A 15,393-nucleotide genomic window follows, 5' to 3' on the forward strand; every position below is an offset into this window, starting at 1 on the left:
GGAGGATTCCAGTGGCTAAAGAGATATTTATGCCTAAACTAAGCAGTACGATGGAAGTTGGTACTTTACTTCAATGGTTTAAGGAAGAGGGAGATTCTGTTGAGATGGGAGAGCCTCTATTTGAAATTATGACGGATAAAATCAATATTGAAGTAGAGTCGTATGAAGAAGGAGTATTGCTAAAAAAGTATTTTAATGTGGATGATGAGGTCGAAGTGAATGCTTGTATCGGCTATATTGGGGAAGCTGGGGAAAAAGTTTCTGATACACCTCCGGCTACTGAAGCGGAGGCAGATTCAGGAGAAAAAGTCCAGGATGATTCTTCTGTTGAGACTGCAGGGAAAACAGTAGGTGCCAATGCGGATTCGTATGAAAATAAAGATGGAAAAGTCAGAGCTACTCCTGCTGCCCGTCGTGTTTCCCGGGAAAATGATATTTCCTTATCTGCTATTTCTGGATCTGGTCCAAATGGAAGAGTGCATCAGCATGATGTCGAACAGGCGATTGCAGGAGGAGTGCTAGCTGTAACGCCGCTGGCAGAAAAAATTGCAGCTGATCATGGGGTCGATTTAAGTCAAATAACCGGAACAGGAGCCCGCGGGAAAATTGAAAAGCAAGATGTACTTTCTTATCTGGAATCTGTCAATATGTCAGATCAAGAAACAGCTGCATTTCCAGCGGAGCGGATCAAATTAAAAGGGCTTCGTAAAGCGGTAGCTGATAAGATGGTTGAAAGTGTGCAAACCATCCCGCACGTAACCTTAACGAGCGATGTGGATATGACAAATGTGATTGCGTTACGTAAATCACTGCTCCCTATAGTCGAAAAAGAAACAGGATACCGTTTGTCCTTTACAGAGGTCATTATAAAAGCTGCTGCTAGCGCACTTTGCAAGCACCCTCAATTAAACGCTTCTTTAATCGGAGAAGAGATTGTAATGAACAAGGAAGTAAATATCGGACTTGCAGTTGCGGTAGAAAATGGGTTAATTGTTCCTTCTATTAAGAATGTAAATCAAAAAGGGCTGGTTAAATTAACGCAGATTAGTAAAGAATTGGGCAAAAAAGCAAGAGAAAACAAGTTAAAGCCAGAGGAAATGCGGGGAAGTACATTTACGATCAGTAATTTAGGAATGTACGCCATTGATGCTTTTACACCAATTATTAATGGACCGGAAACAGCCATTCTCGGTGTGGGAAGAATTACAGAAAAAGCTGTTGCTGTTGATGGGGAATTAGCAGTACGTCCTATGATGGTTCTTAGCCTGTCCTTTGATCACCGGGCAGTTGATGGTGCACCGGCTGCTGCATTTTTAACCGATTTAAAAGCAAATCTTGAAAATCCTTATAGTTTATTAGTTTAAGGAGCTGAGCACATGACGAATTTTGATGTAGCAATAATTGGCGGCGGTCCCGGCGGATATGTATCGGCAATCCGTGCTGCAAAGCTGGGTCTGTCAGTGGCGCTGGTAGAAGGTAGAGAATTGGGAGGCACCTGTTTAAACCGTGGCTGTATCCCTTCTAAAACTTTATTAAAAAATGCGGAAGTAATCAATCAAGTAAAAGACTCGAAAAAGTTCGGTATTCAAATTGATTCATTTTCATTTGATTTAGATGCAATGGTTGAAAGAAAGAATCAGGTCATCGGGCAGCTTCGTAACGGAATCAACAGCCTGTTAATAACAAATAAAATTAAGTTGTACAATGGTTATGGAACAGTTGATAATCAAAAAGTAATCACTGTAGAAATAGGAGAAGAGACAGAAAAGCTGGAAGCCGAATCAATTATTTTGGCAAATGGATCAAAACCCTTTGTGCCAAATCTTCCCGGACTTTCAAATGTACCTTATCATACAAGTGATACCGTTTTTGATATAGAAGAAGTGCCTGGTCATTTAACGATTATCGGGGGCGGAGTAATTGGGCTTGAAATTGCCTGTATTTTTCAAAGCATGGGTACAAAAGTTGAAATTATAGAAATGGCAGACCGTATTATTCCTTCAGAGGATAAAGAAGCAGCTGATTTTCTTGCAAAAGAGCTGAAAAGTAAAGGGATAGTCATTCATACAAGTACCAAGGTACTTTCGTTTAAAAAGAATGAGAAGACAAATGTGCAAATAGAAAAGAATGGGAAGGAAACAAGTCTGGAAACAGATAGCGTGCTGATCTCTGTTGGACGTGAGCCTAATTTGGCCGGTTTAGATAATCTTTCTGTTAATTATGAAGGTAAGTTTGTAAAAGTGGATGAAAGCATGCAGACGGCAATAAAAGGTATTTATGCTATAGGTGACTTAATCGGGGGATATCAGCTTGCTCATGCAGCGAGCGAAGAAGGTATCCGGGCAGTTGATCATATTCTGGGAGAAAATCACAAAAAGGATTTCATTATGCCGCGCTGCATCTATACATTTCCCGAAATCGCAAGCGTTGGTATGACAGAGGAGCAGGCAGAGGCGAAGGGCTACCAGGTAAAGTCTCAAAAGGTAGACTTAACTGCCAATGGAAAAGGAATTGCTTCCTCAGAAAACAATGGATTTATGAAGATAATTTCTGAAAAAAAATACGGAGAAATTCTCGGTGTGGTGATGGCGGGGGCACATGTAACCGAAATGGTCAGTCAGGCGACCTCCTTTATGTACTTAGAAGGAACCATGGAAGAGCTGGAGGATATGGTATTTCCGCATCCAACTTTATCAGAGGCTATGTTTGAAGCTGCTGCAAAATGGCTGGATAAAGGAATACATTATTAATAGAAGGAAAGTATTTTATCTATCTATAGCATGACGATTGATTACGATACAATATTTTTTTAATCAGCGATGCTGATCGCTCTCAGTGGGTGAGGAAAGCAAAAACTCCCTAAATTAGCTAATCTGGCAGAATTGTCATATAAGGATTTTTTAAAAGCTAGATGAATACCCCTGCCTAATTAGGATAGAAAAAAATAACAAAATAAGTTTAAAGGAAGAGGGATAAGTCATATTCCTCTTCTTTTTTACGGGTTATTATCTTTCATAAATTGCTGCGACTAGCTATAAGCACCAAAAAGGCGGTTTCGCTTCATCTACTGCGATAAGTTAACATCAGCTTCCTTTGACCGCAATGTTTTCCTTATCAGATCGATGCTGCGAGCCGCTTCATTTTATTTCCTGCATATTCATTATTCGAAAAACTTCTTTTAAGCATTTACCCTCTTATTTCTGACTTCCCTCACTTTCTTTTTCTTATTTGCAATCAATGTAATGGCAAAAGAAAGCATAAATGCTGCGAGCATAGCAATCACAAATCCTAAAGGATTATCAGATAAAAAAGGTGTGGTGAATGTTGGAACATATGCTGTTCCGCGAACGTCAAACAGCCCGACTAGTGCACCGCCAGCTCCGGCAGATAGAATCGCACCGGCGAAGACGATTTTATTAGAGAACATGAACGGATAGGCAGCTTCTACAAATGTTCCAAATCCCATATTGATTAAGAATCCAGGGGTTGCAGCAGCAGCTTCTCCTTTCTCCCTGGGCGCAACGATGTTTGCTAGGCTAATTCCCGCAGATACCATAACAAGACCAACCATATCAATGGCGCCGAGGAAACTTACTCCTGTTTTTTCCATTTCCAATAACACAATGGGCAGAATTGCTGCATGATATACGCCTCCTAAGATGGCCGGCCAAATGAGCAGACCGCCTAATAGTCCTGCCAGAATTGGACTGAAGCCGATGGTTGCTTCGATTACAGTTTTAATTCCATCCCCGATAAACAATGCGATTGGTGCGAATAGAAAATAGACTAATAGACCTGCGAGTAAACCGGCTATTCCTCCCGTGACGATATTTACTGTTGTCATTGGAAATTTCCAGCTAATGCACTTTTGAAAGAAATAATGTACGAAAATACCTGCTAAAATACCCCCGATGATACCGCCGATAATTCCGCCTTCTACTGATAACACGCCTGCTACAACCCCGGCCACTATGGAGACTTCATCTAAATTAGACACTTGCTTTGCTGCAATCGCTGCAATAATAATCGGAAGCGCTCCAATCATAATATCGAAAATATCTTGCAGTCCGCTAAATAGAGGAATCTTACTTAATGCGAGAACGAGAGCCATCGCGATAAAACCTGGCAATGCAGAAACCATGATGCCGCGAATGTTAATATTTTTCCAAATGCTTCCGCTGTTTTCCGTATCCATTTTATTTGCAGTTCCAATGATTGGTTTATATTTTATATCCCAATATTTTGCCATGGAGGTAATGAAAGAAATAGCGCGTGTGCGATTGGTGGTACCAGTTGTTCCGGATTTAGCAATAACGTTTGCGCCTTTTGCACTGATTATTGCCATGGATGTCCCGCCTGTTCCAACGATTGGAATGTTCATTTTGACTGCTGCGTTAACGACTTGTTGATTAGCACTCTCTGCATCAGCACTCATGACGATTAACCCGTCTATTGTTCTATTATGAATGAGAGCAGCGATCTGCGTATCTGTCTTTTTTGCTTGTTCATTTATCTTTTTCAATGTGTTTGTAGCGCTTTGTGCTATGTGCCCTGCTTCATTTAGACTAAAAAGACATGTTTTCGAGTCTGCTTTTGCCTGATCCATAGAAACTTCTGAAGCGATAAATTGTATGGCAGCAATGTTAAAATCTGCAGCGTGACATTGATTTTTTATTTCATCTAATAATTTACCCGGATTTTTTCCGCCTAAATTGTACAGGTTGCCGCCCGAGCTGCCTATGATAGCAATATTTTTCAAGAGAATTCCCCCAGGTAGATAGTTTCAATACAATGATTATTTAATGCGTTAATATTTTATCATAATAAAGTAGTGAAGTCTTTAGAAATTTAATAGAAAATAATTAGATTAGCTATATAAGATCAGATGTACCTCTTTATATGCCTTGAATTTGTTGTGATGAATTTCATTTAAAAAACTGTAGATTTTATTTTTTGAATTACAGATAATGAATCCTTTCTTATTTTACATTGGATTCTTCATTTGATATAATCATCAATCATTGAGAGCAGTAAAGGAGATGGAAGAATTGGATTGGATTGAAAACATAAACTGGGAACAGCTTTTATTAAATTCTGGATTAATTGTTTTAAAATTGATAGCGACACTTATTGTATTTTATATTGCACGTGCGATTGGAAAAAGATTTATCCGGAATTCGTTTTCTAAAGCACAGGTGAAGAAAAAAATGTCGGCTGGCAGAACAAAGACTCTGCAGTCGTTAACAATCAGTGCCTTTTCTTATGTTTTATTTTTTGTAACATTAGTAGTTATTCTCGGTATTTTTGATATTAACGCAACAGGTTTGATTGCCGGGGCTGGTGTTGTCGGTCTGGCAATTGGGTTTGGTGCACAAGGGCTGGTCAGTGATATTGTTACAGGCTTTTTCTTATTGTTAGAGAAGCAGGTTGATGTTGGTGATTACATAACTGCTGCAGGGTACGATGGAGTTGTAGAAGAGGTTGGTCTGCGGACAATGCACATCCGCAGTTTTGATGGTACTCTAAACTATGTGCCAAATAGAGAGGTCATCTCTTTAAGCAATCATTCCCGCGGAAATATGCAGGCTTTAGTAGATATTTCCATTCCATATAGTGATAATATTGATGAAGCAGTTGGTGTATTACAAACAGTGTGCGATGAAATAAAAGAAAAAAATCCTAAAATTATGGAAGGGCCGGATGTACTCGGTGTGCAGACATTTGGTTCAGCAGAAATAACTTTACGGGTTATTGCTAAAACAGAATCGATGGAGCAATGGGCTGTGGAACGTGATTTGCGTAAAGCAATTAAAGAAGCGCTTGATGCGAAACAGGAAGATCCTGAAAAAACATATGCTGAAGTACCGCAGGAAGAGTAGTTAGAACCTGTAAATAAAATTTGAAACAGATAATTTAAGAGGGCTATCGAAATGAAATTCGGTAGTCCTTTTTGTTTTCGAAATTATATTCTGATGGATAATTAACAAGAGCTCCATTAAATGAAAGGACTAATCCGATGCTGTTAGTTGTAACTTATATTTCGGATGTTACTTTATTTTTACCGGATTTATAATTAAAATAAGTATTTTTGTGCATGCATCTTGTATAATGATAGTTAGATAAAGGAATAAAGGTTTAGCTGGATATAAGGAAGAATGAATGAACAAATTGACATGGAAGGAAGTACATATTGTGGTGGCGGTTTCCCCTGTGAAGAACTATAGCGTTCACATCCTTTATTTTTTATGATTTTTGTATCAGGATTTCAGGAAAATTGTTTCATAGTCTATAAGCATTGCAATAATGGAGTACGATCATCGTTTAAGTTTGCCGAACTTAGACTGAATGTTTAATGCTTTTAGAAGAAGGATGCAGCACATGTAAGATAAGATTAATTTGTAAAATAAGCATCGGGAGTGGTTTGCATGAGGAGTATTTTTCGCAAAGTTGTGACAGAGGAAAATCTGCTGGAAAGCAGTAAAGATGTAAAGGTAGTTTTAGAAGAATTGTATCAGGAAGATTTAACTTTACAGCTGCAGCTGTCGAAAATAACAAAGCAGGACCTGGCTATTGCAAAATTGTTGCAGCCAATGATTAAGGAGAATATTGAAACAATTATTAATCCTTTTTATGATAATCTGGCCCTTGTTCCAGAATTAATAGGAATTATTGAAAATAACAGTTCAATTAGCCGTTTAAAACAAACATTGACAATACACGTTATCGAAATGTTTTCTGGAGAAATAAATCAGAATTTTATTGATAAACGGCGCAGGATTGCCAGGGTGCATGTACAAATTGGTCTGAAGCCTAAATGGTATGTTGCCTCTTTTCAAGAAATCTTCTTGCAAATATCAAAGCTTTTAGCAGATACATATCAAGACAGAGATAGCTTTTTGTATGCTGCCCAGGTAACAAATAAATTATTAAACTTTGAGCAGCAGCTTGTCTTGGAAGCATACGAAGAGGATATCGAAGAAAAAAGAGCGATTGTCGATGAAAAGAATCAAGCTCTTATCACTTCCATGAGAGAAACGGCAGAGAATCTAAGCTTCTTATCTTCAGAAACGAATCAATCTGTGATGAAAATGGTCAGTCAGGCAAATCGGATTAATCAAATTTCCAGGCAGGGAGAAGAGATTGCTGCTTCCACTACGGAATCTGCACAGCTTGGTATGGAGCAGACAAAGACAACAAGTACAGGAATGTCTAATCTAGATAATCAGATGATGTTTGTTGTAGAAAGACTGGAGCAGTTAATGAATAGTGCGGAAAAAATTAAGTCAGTTATTTCTATTGTAGAATCCATTGCAGGACAGACGAATCTATTAGCATTAAATGCATCTATTGAAGCTGCCAGAGTCGGCGAACAAGGTAAAGGATTTGCTGTTGTAGCTGAAGAGGTGCGCAAACTGGCGGTACAGTCAGCGAAAGCAGTTGCAGAGGTAAGTGATTTGATTTTTGAAACGAATGAACAAGTTGCCAATAGCCGTGAAGCAATCAGAGAAACACAGGAAGAAGTAAAAGCCGTACGTGAGCAAACAGCTAAGACAGCAGATATTTTAAGTAAAGTTTCTGAATCAATGACGCTTATTTCAGAAAATAGCAGTCATATTCAGCAATCTTTAGAAGAGAATCAGCAAAGTATGAATGAGATTGAATCTTCTATGGGGGAGATTGAGAACTATTCCCACAAGTTTAATGAAATACAATGACAGGATATAATTATCACAAATTTATCGTAAATAATTGGATATAAGATAATGGATAGAATCTTGACGGAATGAGGAATTTGAAATGAGACAATCCTATTTTTATTTAAAGCTGGAAACACACGATTTGCCTATGATTTATAAAAATGAGAAGCGCCGTATACGGGTTCTGTTACCTAAAAATTACGGAAAAGAAAAAAATCGTCGTTATCCCGTCGTTTATATGCATGATGGACAAAATGTTTTTTACAGCAGTGAAGCTTACAGCGGTTATTCATGGAAGGTCATTCCTGCTATAAAGCGGAATCCTGATTTGGCCAAGATGATTGTCGTCGGCATAGACAATGGGGAACAAGATCGCATAAATGAGTATACTCCCTGGAAAATTACAGAGAGCCCCCTGCCTGAGGATATTGAACTGGGAGGAAGAGGTGCTGAATTTGCAGAATTCATCATGACAGTAGTGAAGCCTTTTATTGATCAGCATTACCGTACTAAGTCGGATAAGTATCATACAGCTATGATCGGCAGTTCTCTTGGTGGGAATATTTCAGCTTTTATGGGGATTGAATATAAAGACCAAATTGGTGGTTTGGGTATTTTTTCGCTGGCAAATTGGATTACAAGTACAGCCTTTGACCATTATATTGCCAGAGAGACTTTAGACCCTGAACAACGCGTATATATCCAAGTAGGGACGCAGGAAGGCGATGATGCTGACCGGCAGTTAATGTATGGAAATATGAAGCAGGCATATATTGATTGCTCACTGAAGTATTATAAGCAGCTGGTGAAAGGTAATATCTCAATTGATAATATCCATTTAAATGTTTTTGCGGATGAAGAGCATAATGAAGAAGCCTGGTCAAGGCACCTGCCGGAATGCTTCCGGTTTCTCAGTGAAAAGTGGTCTTAATTTATGCGTGTACAAAAGGTGTTGAAAAGCATCTGCCGTCCAATTTTTAACAGTTATTAGGCGGCAGATAATATTACGCCTGATAGTATTTTGCGATTGTGGCTGTATGGCCTGCTGAATACATTTAATAGTGCTGCTAAATGTACATTTATTTACCCGTTTTGACAATTTTCGAAAAATTATATTGATTTTAAATTGAAAAAATGGTATTTTAACAGTTAAACTACTGATTTTTGCAGGGGTCAGGAAAGGAGAATGATGATGAATTATATTTTGATATCACCATATTATCCGAATAATTTTCAGCCATTTGCCCATCGTTTAAAAGATGCAGGTGTCAACGTGTTAGGAATTGGTGAAGAGCCTTATAATCAATTAGGCTCTGAATTACAAAAATCACTGACAGAGTATTATCGTGTCAATGATTTAGAAGATGTTGACGAAGTGAAACGCGCTGTTGCATTTTTATTTTATAAGCATGGCCCTATGGACCGGATTGAATCAAATAATGAACACTGGTTAGAGCTTGATGCCAAGCTTCGTGAGCAATTTAATGTATTTGGAAATAAATCAAAAGACTTGAAAAAGGTAAAATTTAAATCTGAAATGAAGAAACTGTTCAAAAAAGCGGGTGTGCCGGTAGTTGAGGGACGCGTTGTCAAAAACAAGAAGGATTTAGTGAAAGCTATTGAGAAATTGGGTCTGCCAGTTATTGCGAAACCGGATAATGGAGTTGGTTCCGCCGCTACCTTTAAGTTGAGCTCCAAAGATGATGTGCATCGTTTTGAAGAAGAGTGGAAGGAAGCAACAGCTTATTTCCTGGAGCCTTATGTTGAAGGAGGAAAACTCTGTACGTTTGACGGTTTAACAGATCAAAAAGGAAATATTGTTTTCCAGACAAGCTTTACATATAATGTACCAACTTTAGAGCTTGTTCAAGGTCAGCTGGATTTATTTTATGTGATTCAGAAGGAAATTGATCCGAAGCTTGAAGAATATGGACAGGCAATTGTAAAAACCTTTGGAATGAAGGAACGTTTTTTCCATATTGAGTTTTTCCAATTGGAAAATGGAGATTACGTAGCACTGGAATATAATAATCGCTTGGCAGGAGGTTATACAATTGATATGTATAACTATGCTTACTCCATTGATTTATTTGCCCAGTATGCTTCTCTGGTGACTGGAGGAGAATTTAAGGAACCAGATGCTCCAAATCAGTATTGTATTGGGGTTACACAGCGTGATGCTTACCAATATCAAAATGATACCAAAGCAATCCGTGATAAATTTAGAAATAGAGTGAAGTTTGCCGAGCGTATGCCGGAAGCATTTGCACATCTTCAAGGAAACCAATTTTATGCCATTAATGCAGATACTGAGGAAGAAGTAAATGAGATCACCCGCTTTGTGCATGAACGAAAAAAATAAAGAGCTGAGACAGGAGTTTTGACTATGCATATAGAACAGTTAAGCCATTGGAGCGGTGAATTAGGGCGTGAGATGCCGTTAAACAGATACGGACATAGTGGTATGCCGATTATTGTTTTCCCATCATCCGGCGGAACGCATTTTGAATATTATGATTTTGGAATGATTGATGCCTGTCAGGAATTTATTGAAGCTGGTAAAGTTCAGTTTTTTTCATTAGCCAGTGTGGACAGTGAAAGCTGGCTGCATAATTCAAAGTCTCCGCATGACCGTGCACTTGCTCATGAGGCATATGACCGTTATGTGATCTCAGAAGCAGTTCCATTTATTAAACATAAAGCAGACTGGTTTGAACCAATGATGACAACAGGATGCAGTATGGGAGCTTATCACGCGCTGAACTTTTTCTTGAGACACCCCGATGTATTTCAAACAATGGTAGCACTTAGTGGTGTATATGATGCGCGTTTCTTTTTCGGAGATTATGGAAATGATCCGCTTGTATATGAAAATTCACCAAGTGATTATATCTGGAATCAAAACGATGGCTGGTTTATTGATCGTTACCGCTCTGCAAATATTATTATGTGTACAGGATTAGGTGATTGGGAGCAGGATGGTCTGCCTTCTTACCGTTCATTAAAAGAAGCTTTTGAAGAAAAACAAATTCCGGCCTGGTTTGATGAATGGGGAGAAGATGTTTCTCATGATTGGGTCTGGTGGAGAAAGCAAATGCCGTATTACTTAAAAAAATTATTTTCCTAAATGTATGAAAACATCAGTATAATAAAGATACTGGTGTTTTTTATCGGATAAATCTACATTAATAGCGTCCTCTTTCCATATATACGAACAATCTGATGTATAATTGCAGGAGTGACCTAAAGGATAGATGGAAGAATTATATGAATAAAGAGGTTAAAAGCTGATGAAGAAAAAGACAAAAATCAAAAGTGGTTTAAGAAAACGTATTATTTTTATTGTTCTGCTGCTGGCAATGCTGTCCATAACTATTAAAATATATTTTGATACTGCCACATTTAAGATAAATAGAGAACAGTTTCAAAGTGACAAGCTGGAGGAAGGCACAGAGCTGAAAGTACTGCAAATAACAGATGTACATAGCCGTGTGTTTGGGAAGGAGAACGGTGCAGTGCTTGAAAAAGTGAAGGAACTTGATGCTGATATTATTGTTTTAACAGGTGATTTAATTGATAGGAAGACAGAAAATCTGGAGCCGGCTCTTCAGTTTGCAGAAGAATTAGTACAGTTAAACCCGGATACTTATTTTGTCACTGGCAATCACGAGCATGGAAATCCCGAAAAAGAAGCATTTTTAGCTGGATTAGCGGACAGAGGGGTTATCATTTTAAACAATAAGAATACGCAATTTGAAAAAGATGGTCAGCTATTTAACATAGTTGGTGTGAATGATATATCGACAGAGCATGAAGATATGTCTCCGGCTTTTGCTGACCTGGATACAGATAAATATACTATTTTACTATCCCATGCTCCAATCGTTGTTCAAAAATATCCTGATGTTGATGCTGATATCGTACTAAGCGGTCATACACATGGCGGTCAGGTCAGGCTGCCATTTATAGGAGCGCTTGTTGCTCCGGATGAGGGGCTGTTGCCGGAATTACAGAAGGGGATATATCCATTAGGCGATGAGCGTTATTTATATATTGACAGCGGATTGGGAACTTCTGCGTTACCGATAAGATTTCTTAATCAGGGTCAGATCAGTTTGATTACTATTCAATCAAATTTATAAAAATAGTGATATAAAATAAGCAATGGTTTTACTGGAAATTTTAAGTAACCATTGCTTATTTTACTGATCAAACTTTACCATATTGATAGATCCTGCCTTATAAAACAAAATAATTTGGCATTTCTAAGGCGTAGACGCAGATTAAGGTAAGTTATTTTCAATTCTTAATTTGACAGCATCTGAGATAAGGTAATACTCTGAGTAATGCACAGGTTGATGATGTTCGTTATAAATAATTTTTTCTACTAATATAAGTGGTGTTAATCTACTGATATTAAGATGTTTTTGCAATTCTTCCGTAGCCGGAACAATTTCCAATTCTTTCTTAACTGTTTTAAATGCAATTCTATAATCATCGTGAATAATTTTAAAAGTTGAGCTTTCTTTTTTTATTTTATCTTCTATATTTGGATAAATAGCAGTCGGAAGATAAGCATAATCCAAACTCAAAATTTGGTCGTTACGATATACTTTGCGGATAAGCTCAATAAACTCATTATATTTGTTCTCAAATAGACTGTTTATTTTTTTATTGTTACTTATTTTTTTCATAGAAACAATCTCTTTTGATATCTTATCATTATCTGACGTCAGACCTTCAGAGAATCCTTGCAAATGTAGCAGATGTATTTCTTTACGTTTCTTGTTTACAAAGGTTCCTCTCCCATGAATAATCTTCAAAACACCTTCATCTACAAGCTCTTTGATTGCTCGTCTAATAGAAATGCGACTGGCTTTAAATAACTTTCCTAATTCTTTTTCAGTAGGGATACGATCTCCGGATTGGAGTTGATTTTCATTAATGTATTCCTTAATTCCTGTCATAATTTCTTCGTACAAATAGTTTTGCCCGCCGTTCAAATTATCTTCCTTCATAAAATTAGCTCCTATAATGTAAGTATTCTCTTACATTATACATCAAACTATGGTATTCGTTAACTAATCAATCAAAGGTTGAGGATAACCAAAGCCTCCATAGACCTGACACGTATTTTCAGCTGATTTCGTACCCTGTTCGATTGCTGATAAGATATTTTTATTCTCTATATATGACGTTAAAAAACCCGCTATAAAACTATCTCCTGCTCCCATTGTATCAATCACATCAATTTTATTCAGCTTCTGATAGAAACGACCCTGCTCGGAAATAACAATAGCTGGATTGCCGCCTCTGGTAATGACAATCACTTCAAACTGAAATGATTGTATAGAAGAAATGAAAGTTTCCAAATTATCTTCTGACAGCTCTGCAGCTGAAAAGAACGCATAGGAAATATATGGAGCAATAGATTCAATATAATCTAACGCTTTATTATCAGAGAAGTCATAAGCAATTTTAATGACTTCAGCTAATTTTGGAAGTTCGCTTTCCATTGATGAATAACAGCTCACATGGCATAAATCAAATTGCCGAATATAATCCAATTCTTCTAAAGTGAGCTGAATTTTAAAACGATGCTGTACTGTGTTTTTTGGACCACCTACAAAAATGCGATCTCCATCAGGAGACAGATTTACTTTTGGTTGCCCTGTAATGCCAGCAGCAATCCGGGAATATTGATAATCAATTCCTTCTTGCTTTAACGCAAATTGCAGATGCTTGGCAGGAGCATCATTTGCAAAAATACCGATATAGGCAACTTCTTCAGCTCTATTACGTTTGGCATTTACAGCTACATTGACACAATTTCCGCCGGGGAAGTACTCTTCTCGGTCTAAATAACAGTCCACTACATTATCTCCAATAGTAATTAATTTCATTTTTCACTATCCTTTCACAGAACCTTCTGCAAGTCCTCGTACTAAGTATTTTTGTAAAAAGATTAATAGAATAATCATTGGTATGGAAGCAATTACCATACCTGACAACAGCACACCCCAGTCGGTTCTTAATGCGTCACGAAAAACCATTAAACCGGATGGAATGGTTTTTAAATCACTGGAGTTGATAAATACTGTAGCAAATAAAAACTCATTCCAGGCAAAGAATGCATTTAAAATAACTGTTGTAACAACTACAGGAATGGATAAAGGCAGATATATTCTCCGATAGATACCAAATTCACTGCATCCATCCAATAAAGCTGACTCAGAAAGTTCTTTTGGAACGGTTAAGAAAAACGCTCGAATAAGAATGATAGTTAAAGGTAATCGATATGCGACATAAGTTAAAATTAATGCCCAGCGGGTATCGATTAAATTAAAAAATGTTAATATTTCAAACAATGGAATTAACGCTACTTGCGGATTCATCATTAGTCCACCGATGATAAACAGCAGTGCTATGTCAATCCAGCGATTGCGGTAACGGGATAAAGTAAATGCTGCCATCGAACCGATTGTGACGGTAATTAGGATAGCAAAACCTGTTACATAAAGACTATTTATAAAGTAATTTTGTATACCTTGTTCCCAGGCTAATGTGTAGTTTGAAAAATTCCAGGTGCTCGGCAGATTCCATACATCAGAGTAAATTTCGTCATAGCTCTTAAATGAAGAAATCAACATCCAAAACAACGGGTAAAGAATGATTAATGCAAAAATCCCGAGGCCAATTAATGTACTGTATTTAAATATTCTTGTTTGGATTTTTGCAGATTTAGGCTCTTTCTGACGGGAATTGGAATATTGCTTTGAATTTATATTCTCTTTCATTATCAATCTTCCTTTCCGGTCTTAGACACTTTAATTTGAATTAATGCAAAAATGGCAGATAAAAGAAAGGTAAGTGTTGCGATTGTTGACGCGTACCCCATATTGTCTCTGGAGAATCCTGTTTGATACATATGCACTGCGAGTGTCATGGAGCTGTTTCCTGGACCGCCATTTGTTAAAATAAATGGTTCATTGAAAACTAGTATGGATCCAGTAACGGTAATTAATAAATTTACAAACATCGTTTCTTTTACCTGGGGAAGTGTAACACTGAAAAATTTTCGAATCCGTCCGGCACCGTCTATATCAGCAGCTTCATATAATTCGTTAGGAATCTTTTGGATAGCTACAATAAAAAGCATGGTAATCAGACCGATGCTTTGCCATTGAGACATCGCAATAACACTATAAATAGCCGAAGTCGAGTTACCAAGCCACGGACGCGTCAATGTATCCAAACCCACCAGCTCAAGAAAACTATTTAATAATCCCATTTGTGGATTATAAATAAAACTGAATAGCAGAGCAATTACGGAAATAGATATCATTACCGGAATAAAATAGATTACTCTAAGTGTAGGAGCAACTTTCCGAAATAGTTTATCTTCTAAAATACTTGCTAAAATTAATGCAAAGAAAATTTGGAAAATCACTGATATAATCGCATATTTAAAGTTATTCATGATAGAAACCATAACTACGTCATCTTGAAACAGCTTTTGTATTTGCGCTAGACCAACGAATTCCTTCGAATTGGAAAATACATTAAAATCAAAAAAGCTGTTATAAAAATTTTGTACTAATGGTATATAAATGAAAACAGCTAAAAAGAAAACAGAAGGTAGTAAAAATAAAATAGGTGTTAAAGGAAATTTTTTGTTCATAAATTAAACCTACTT

At 37.3% G+C, this 15,393-nt stretch carries 13 protein-coding genes; 8 read left to right on the forward strand and 5 right to left on the reverse strand.

Going from position 1 to position 15,393, the window contains the following annotated elements:
- The first annotated feature begins 11 nt into the window (after positions 1–11).
- Both IEX29_RS06305 and lpdA read left to right on the forward strand, forming a co-directional pair.
- Positions 12–1,364: a dihydrolipoamide acetyltransferase family protein gene (locus IEX29_RS06305; protein ID WP_188733615.1), complete on the forward strand. Its 1,353-nt coding sequence runs from the start codon at positions 12–14 to the stop codon at positions 1,362–1,364.
- A 12-nt stretch (positions 1,365–1,376) separates the two neighbouring features.
- Positions 1,377–2,750: a dihydrolipoyl dehydrogenase gene (lpdA, locus tag IEX29_RS06310; protein WP_188733616.1), complete on the forward strand. Its 1,374-nt coding sequence runs from the start codon at positions 1,377–1,379 to the stop codon at positions 2,748–2,750.
- Between the two features lie 428 nt (positions 2,751–3,178).
- Here the strand turns inward: lpdA and IEX29_RS06315 are convergent, their stop codons facing one another.
- Positions 3,179–4,759, reverse strand: coding sequence for a PTS sugar transporter (locus IEX29_RS06315; protein ID WP_188733617.1), 1,581 nt, complete (start codon positions 4,757–4,759; stop codon positions 3,179–3,181).
- Positions 4,760–5,039: 280 nt separating this feature from the next.
- Between IEX29_RS06315 and IEX29_RS06320 the strand changes: the two genes are divergently transcribed.
- The 6 genes from IEX29_RS06320 (at position 5,040) to IEX29_RS06345 (ending at position 11,839) form a co-directional block, all read left to right on the forward strand.
- Positions 5,040–5,879: a mechanosensitive ion channel family protein gene (locus tag IEX29_RS06320; RefSeq protein ID WP_308423622.1), complete on the forward strand. Its 840-nt coding sequence runs from the start codon at positions 5,040–5,042 to the stop codon at positions 5,877–5,879.
- 546 nt (positions 5,880–6,425) lie between these two features.
- On the forward strand, positions 6,426–7,715 hold the full coding sequence (locus tag IEX29_RS06325; RefSeq protein WP_188733619.1) for a globin-coupled sensor protein: 1,290 nt from the start codon (positions 6,426–6,428) through the stop codon (positions 7,713–7,715).
- Between the two features lie 82 nt (positions 7,716–7,797).
- Complete coding sequence (locus IEX29_RS06330) at positions 7,798–8,628, forward strand: alpha/beta hydrolase (RefSeq protein WP_188733620.1); 831 nt, start codon at positions 7,798–7,800, stop codon at positions 8,626–8,628.
- Positions 8,629–8,883: 255 nt separating this feature from the next.
- Positions 8,884–10,059: an ATP-grasp domain-containing protein gene (locus IEX29_RS06335; protein WP_308423623.1), complete on the forward strand. Its 1,176-nt coding sequence runs from the start codon at positions 8,884–8,886 to the stop codon at positions 10,057–10,059.
- Positions 10,060–10,083: 24 nt separating this feature from the next.
- A complete protein-coding gene (locus IEX29_RS06340; protein ID WP_188733621.1) occupies positions 10,084–10,824 on the forward strand; it encodes an esterase family protein in 741 nt (246 codons plus the stop codon).
- Between the two features lie 163 nt (positions 10,825–10,987).
- The gene (locus tag IEX29_RS06345; RefSeq protein WP_188733622.1) at positions 10,988–11,839 is read left to right on the forward strand and encodes a metallophosphoesterase; all 852 of its coding nucleotides are present in this window, start codon (positions 10,988–10,990) and stop codon (positions 11,837–11,839) included.
- A gap of 141 nt (positions 11,840–11,980) precedes the next feature.
- Here IEX29_RS06345 and IEX29_RS06350 read toward each other — a convergent pair whose 3' ends face one another.
- From IEX29_RS06350 to IEX29_RS06365, 4 genes are all read right to left on the reverse strand, one after another.
- Positions 11,981–12,715, reverse strand: coding sequence for a GntR family transcriptional regulator (locus IEX29_RS06350; RefSeq protein WP_188733623.1), 735 nt, complete (start codon positions 12,713–12,715; stop codon positions 11,981–11,983).
- A 63-nt stretch (positions 12,716–12,778) separates the two neighbouring features.
- Positions 12,779–13,600 carry a PfkB family carbohydrate kinase gene (locus tag IEX29_RS06355; RefSeq protein ID WP_188733624.1) on the reverse strand — a complete coding sequence of 274 codons (822 nt, stop codon included), beginning with the start codon at positions 13,598–13,600 and terminating at the stop codon, positions 12,779–12,781.
- A gap of 6 nt (positions 13,601–13,606) precedes the next feature.
- Entirely contained in the window at positions 13,607–14,494 is an 888-nt protein-coding gene (locus IEX29_RS06360) for a carbohydrate ABC transporter permease (protein WP_188733625.1), read from the reverse strand.
- A 2-nt stretch (positions 14,495–14,496) separates the two neighbouring features.
- Entirely contained in the window at positions 14,497–15,378 is an 882-nt protein-coding gene (locus IEX29_RS06365) for a carbohydrate ABC transporter permease (RefSeq protein WP_188733626.1), read from the reverse strand.
- Positions 15,379–15,393 lie beyond the last annotated feature (15 nt).

The sequence above is a fragment of the Oceanobacillus neutriphilus genome (assembly GCF_014645515.1).
GTDB lineage: Bacteria > Bacillota > Bacilli > Bacillales > Amphibacillaceae > Oceanobacillus > Oceanobacillus neutriphilus.

Coding starts and splice junctions, on each gene's coding strand:
- IEX29_RS06355 (WP_188733624.1), bottom strand. CDS start 13,600: ATGAAATTAATTACTATTGGAGATAATGTAGTGGACTGTTATTTAGAC.
- IEX29_RS06365 (WP_188733626.1), bottom strand. CDS start 15,378: ATGAACAAAAAATTTCCTTTAACACCTATTTTATTTTTACTACCTTCT.
- IEX29_RS06335 (WP_308423623.1), top strand. CDS start 8,884: ATGATGATGAATTATATTTTGATATCACCATATTATCCGAATAATTTT.
- IEX29_RS06360 (WP_188733625.1), bottom strand. CDS start 14,494: ATGAAAGAGAATATAAATTCAAAGCAATATTCCAATTCCCGTCAGAAA.
- IEX29_RS06325 (WP_188733619.1), top strand. CDS start 6,426: ATGAGGAGTATTTTTCGCAAAGTTGTGACAGAGGAAAATCTGCTGGAA.
- IEX29_RS06330 (WP_188733620.1), top strand. CDS start 7,798: ATGAGACAATCCTATTTTTATTTAAAGCTGGAAACACACGATTTGCCT.
- IEX29_RS06350 (WP_188733623.1), bottom strand. CDS start 12,715: ATGAAGGAAGATAATTTGAACGGCGGGCAAAACTATTTGTACGAAGAA.
- IEX29_RS06320 (WP_308423622.1), top strand. CDS start 5,040: ATGGAAGAATTGGATTGGATTGAAAACATAAACTGGGAACAGCTTTTA.
- IEX29_RS06345 (WP_188733622.1), top strand. CDS start 10,988: ATGAAGAAAAAGACAAAAATCAAAAGTGGTTTAAGAAAACGTATTATT.
- IEX29_RS06340 (WP_188733621.1), top strand. CDS start 10,084: ATGCATATAGAACAGTTAAGCCATTGGAGCGGTGAATTAGGGCGTGAG.
- lpdA (WP_188733616.1), top strand. CDS start 1,377: ATGACGAATTTTGATGTAGCAATAATTGGCGGCGGTCCCGGCGGATAT.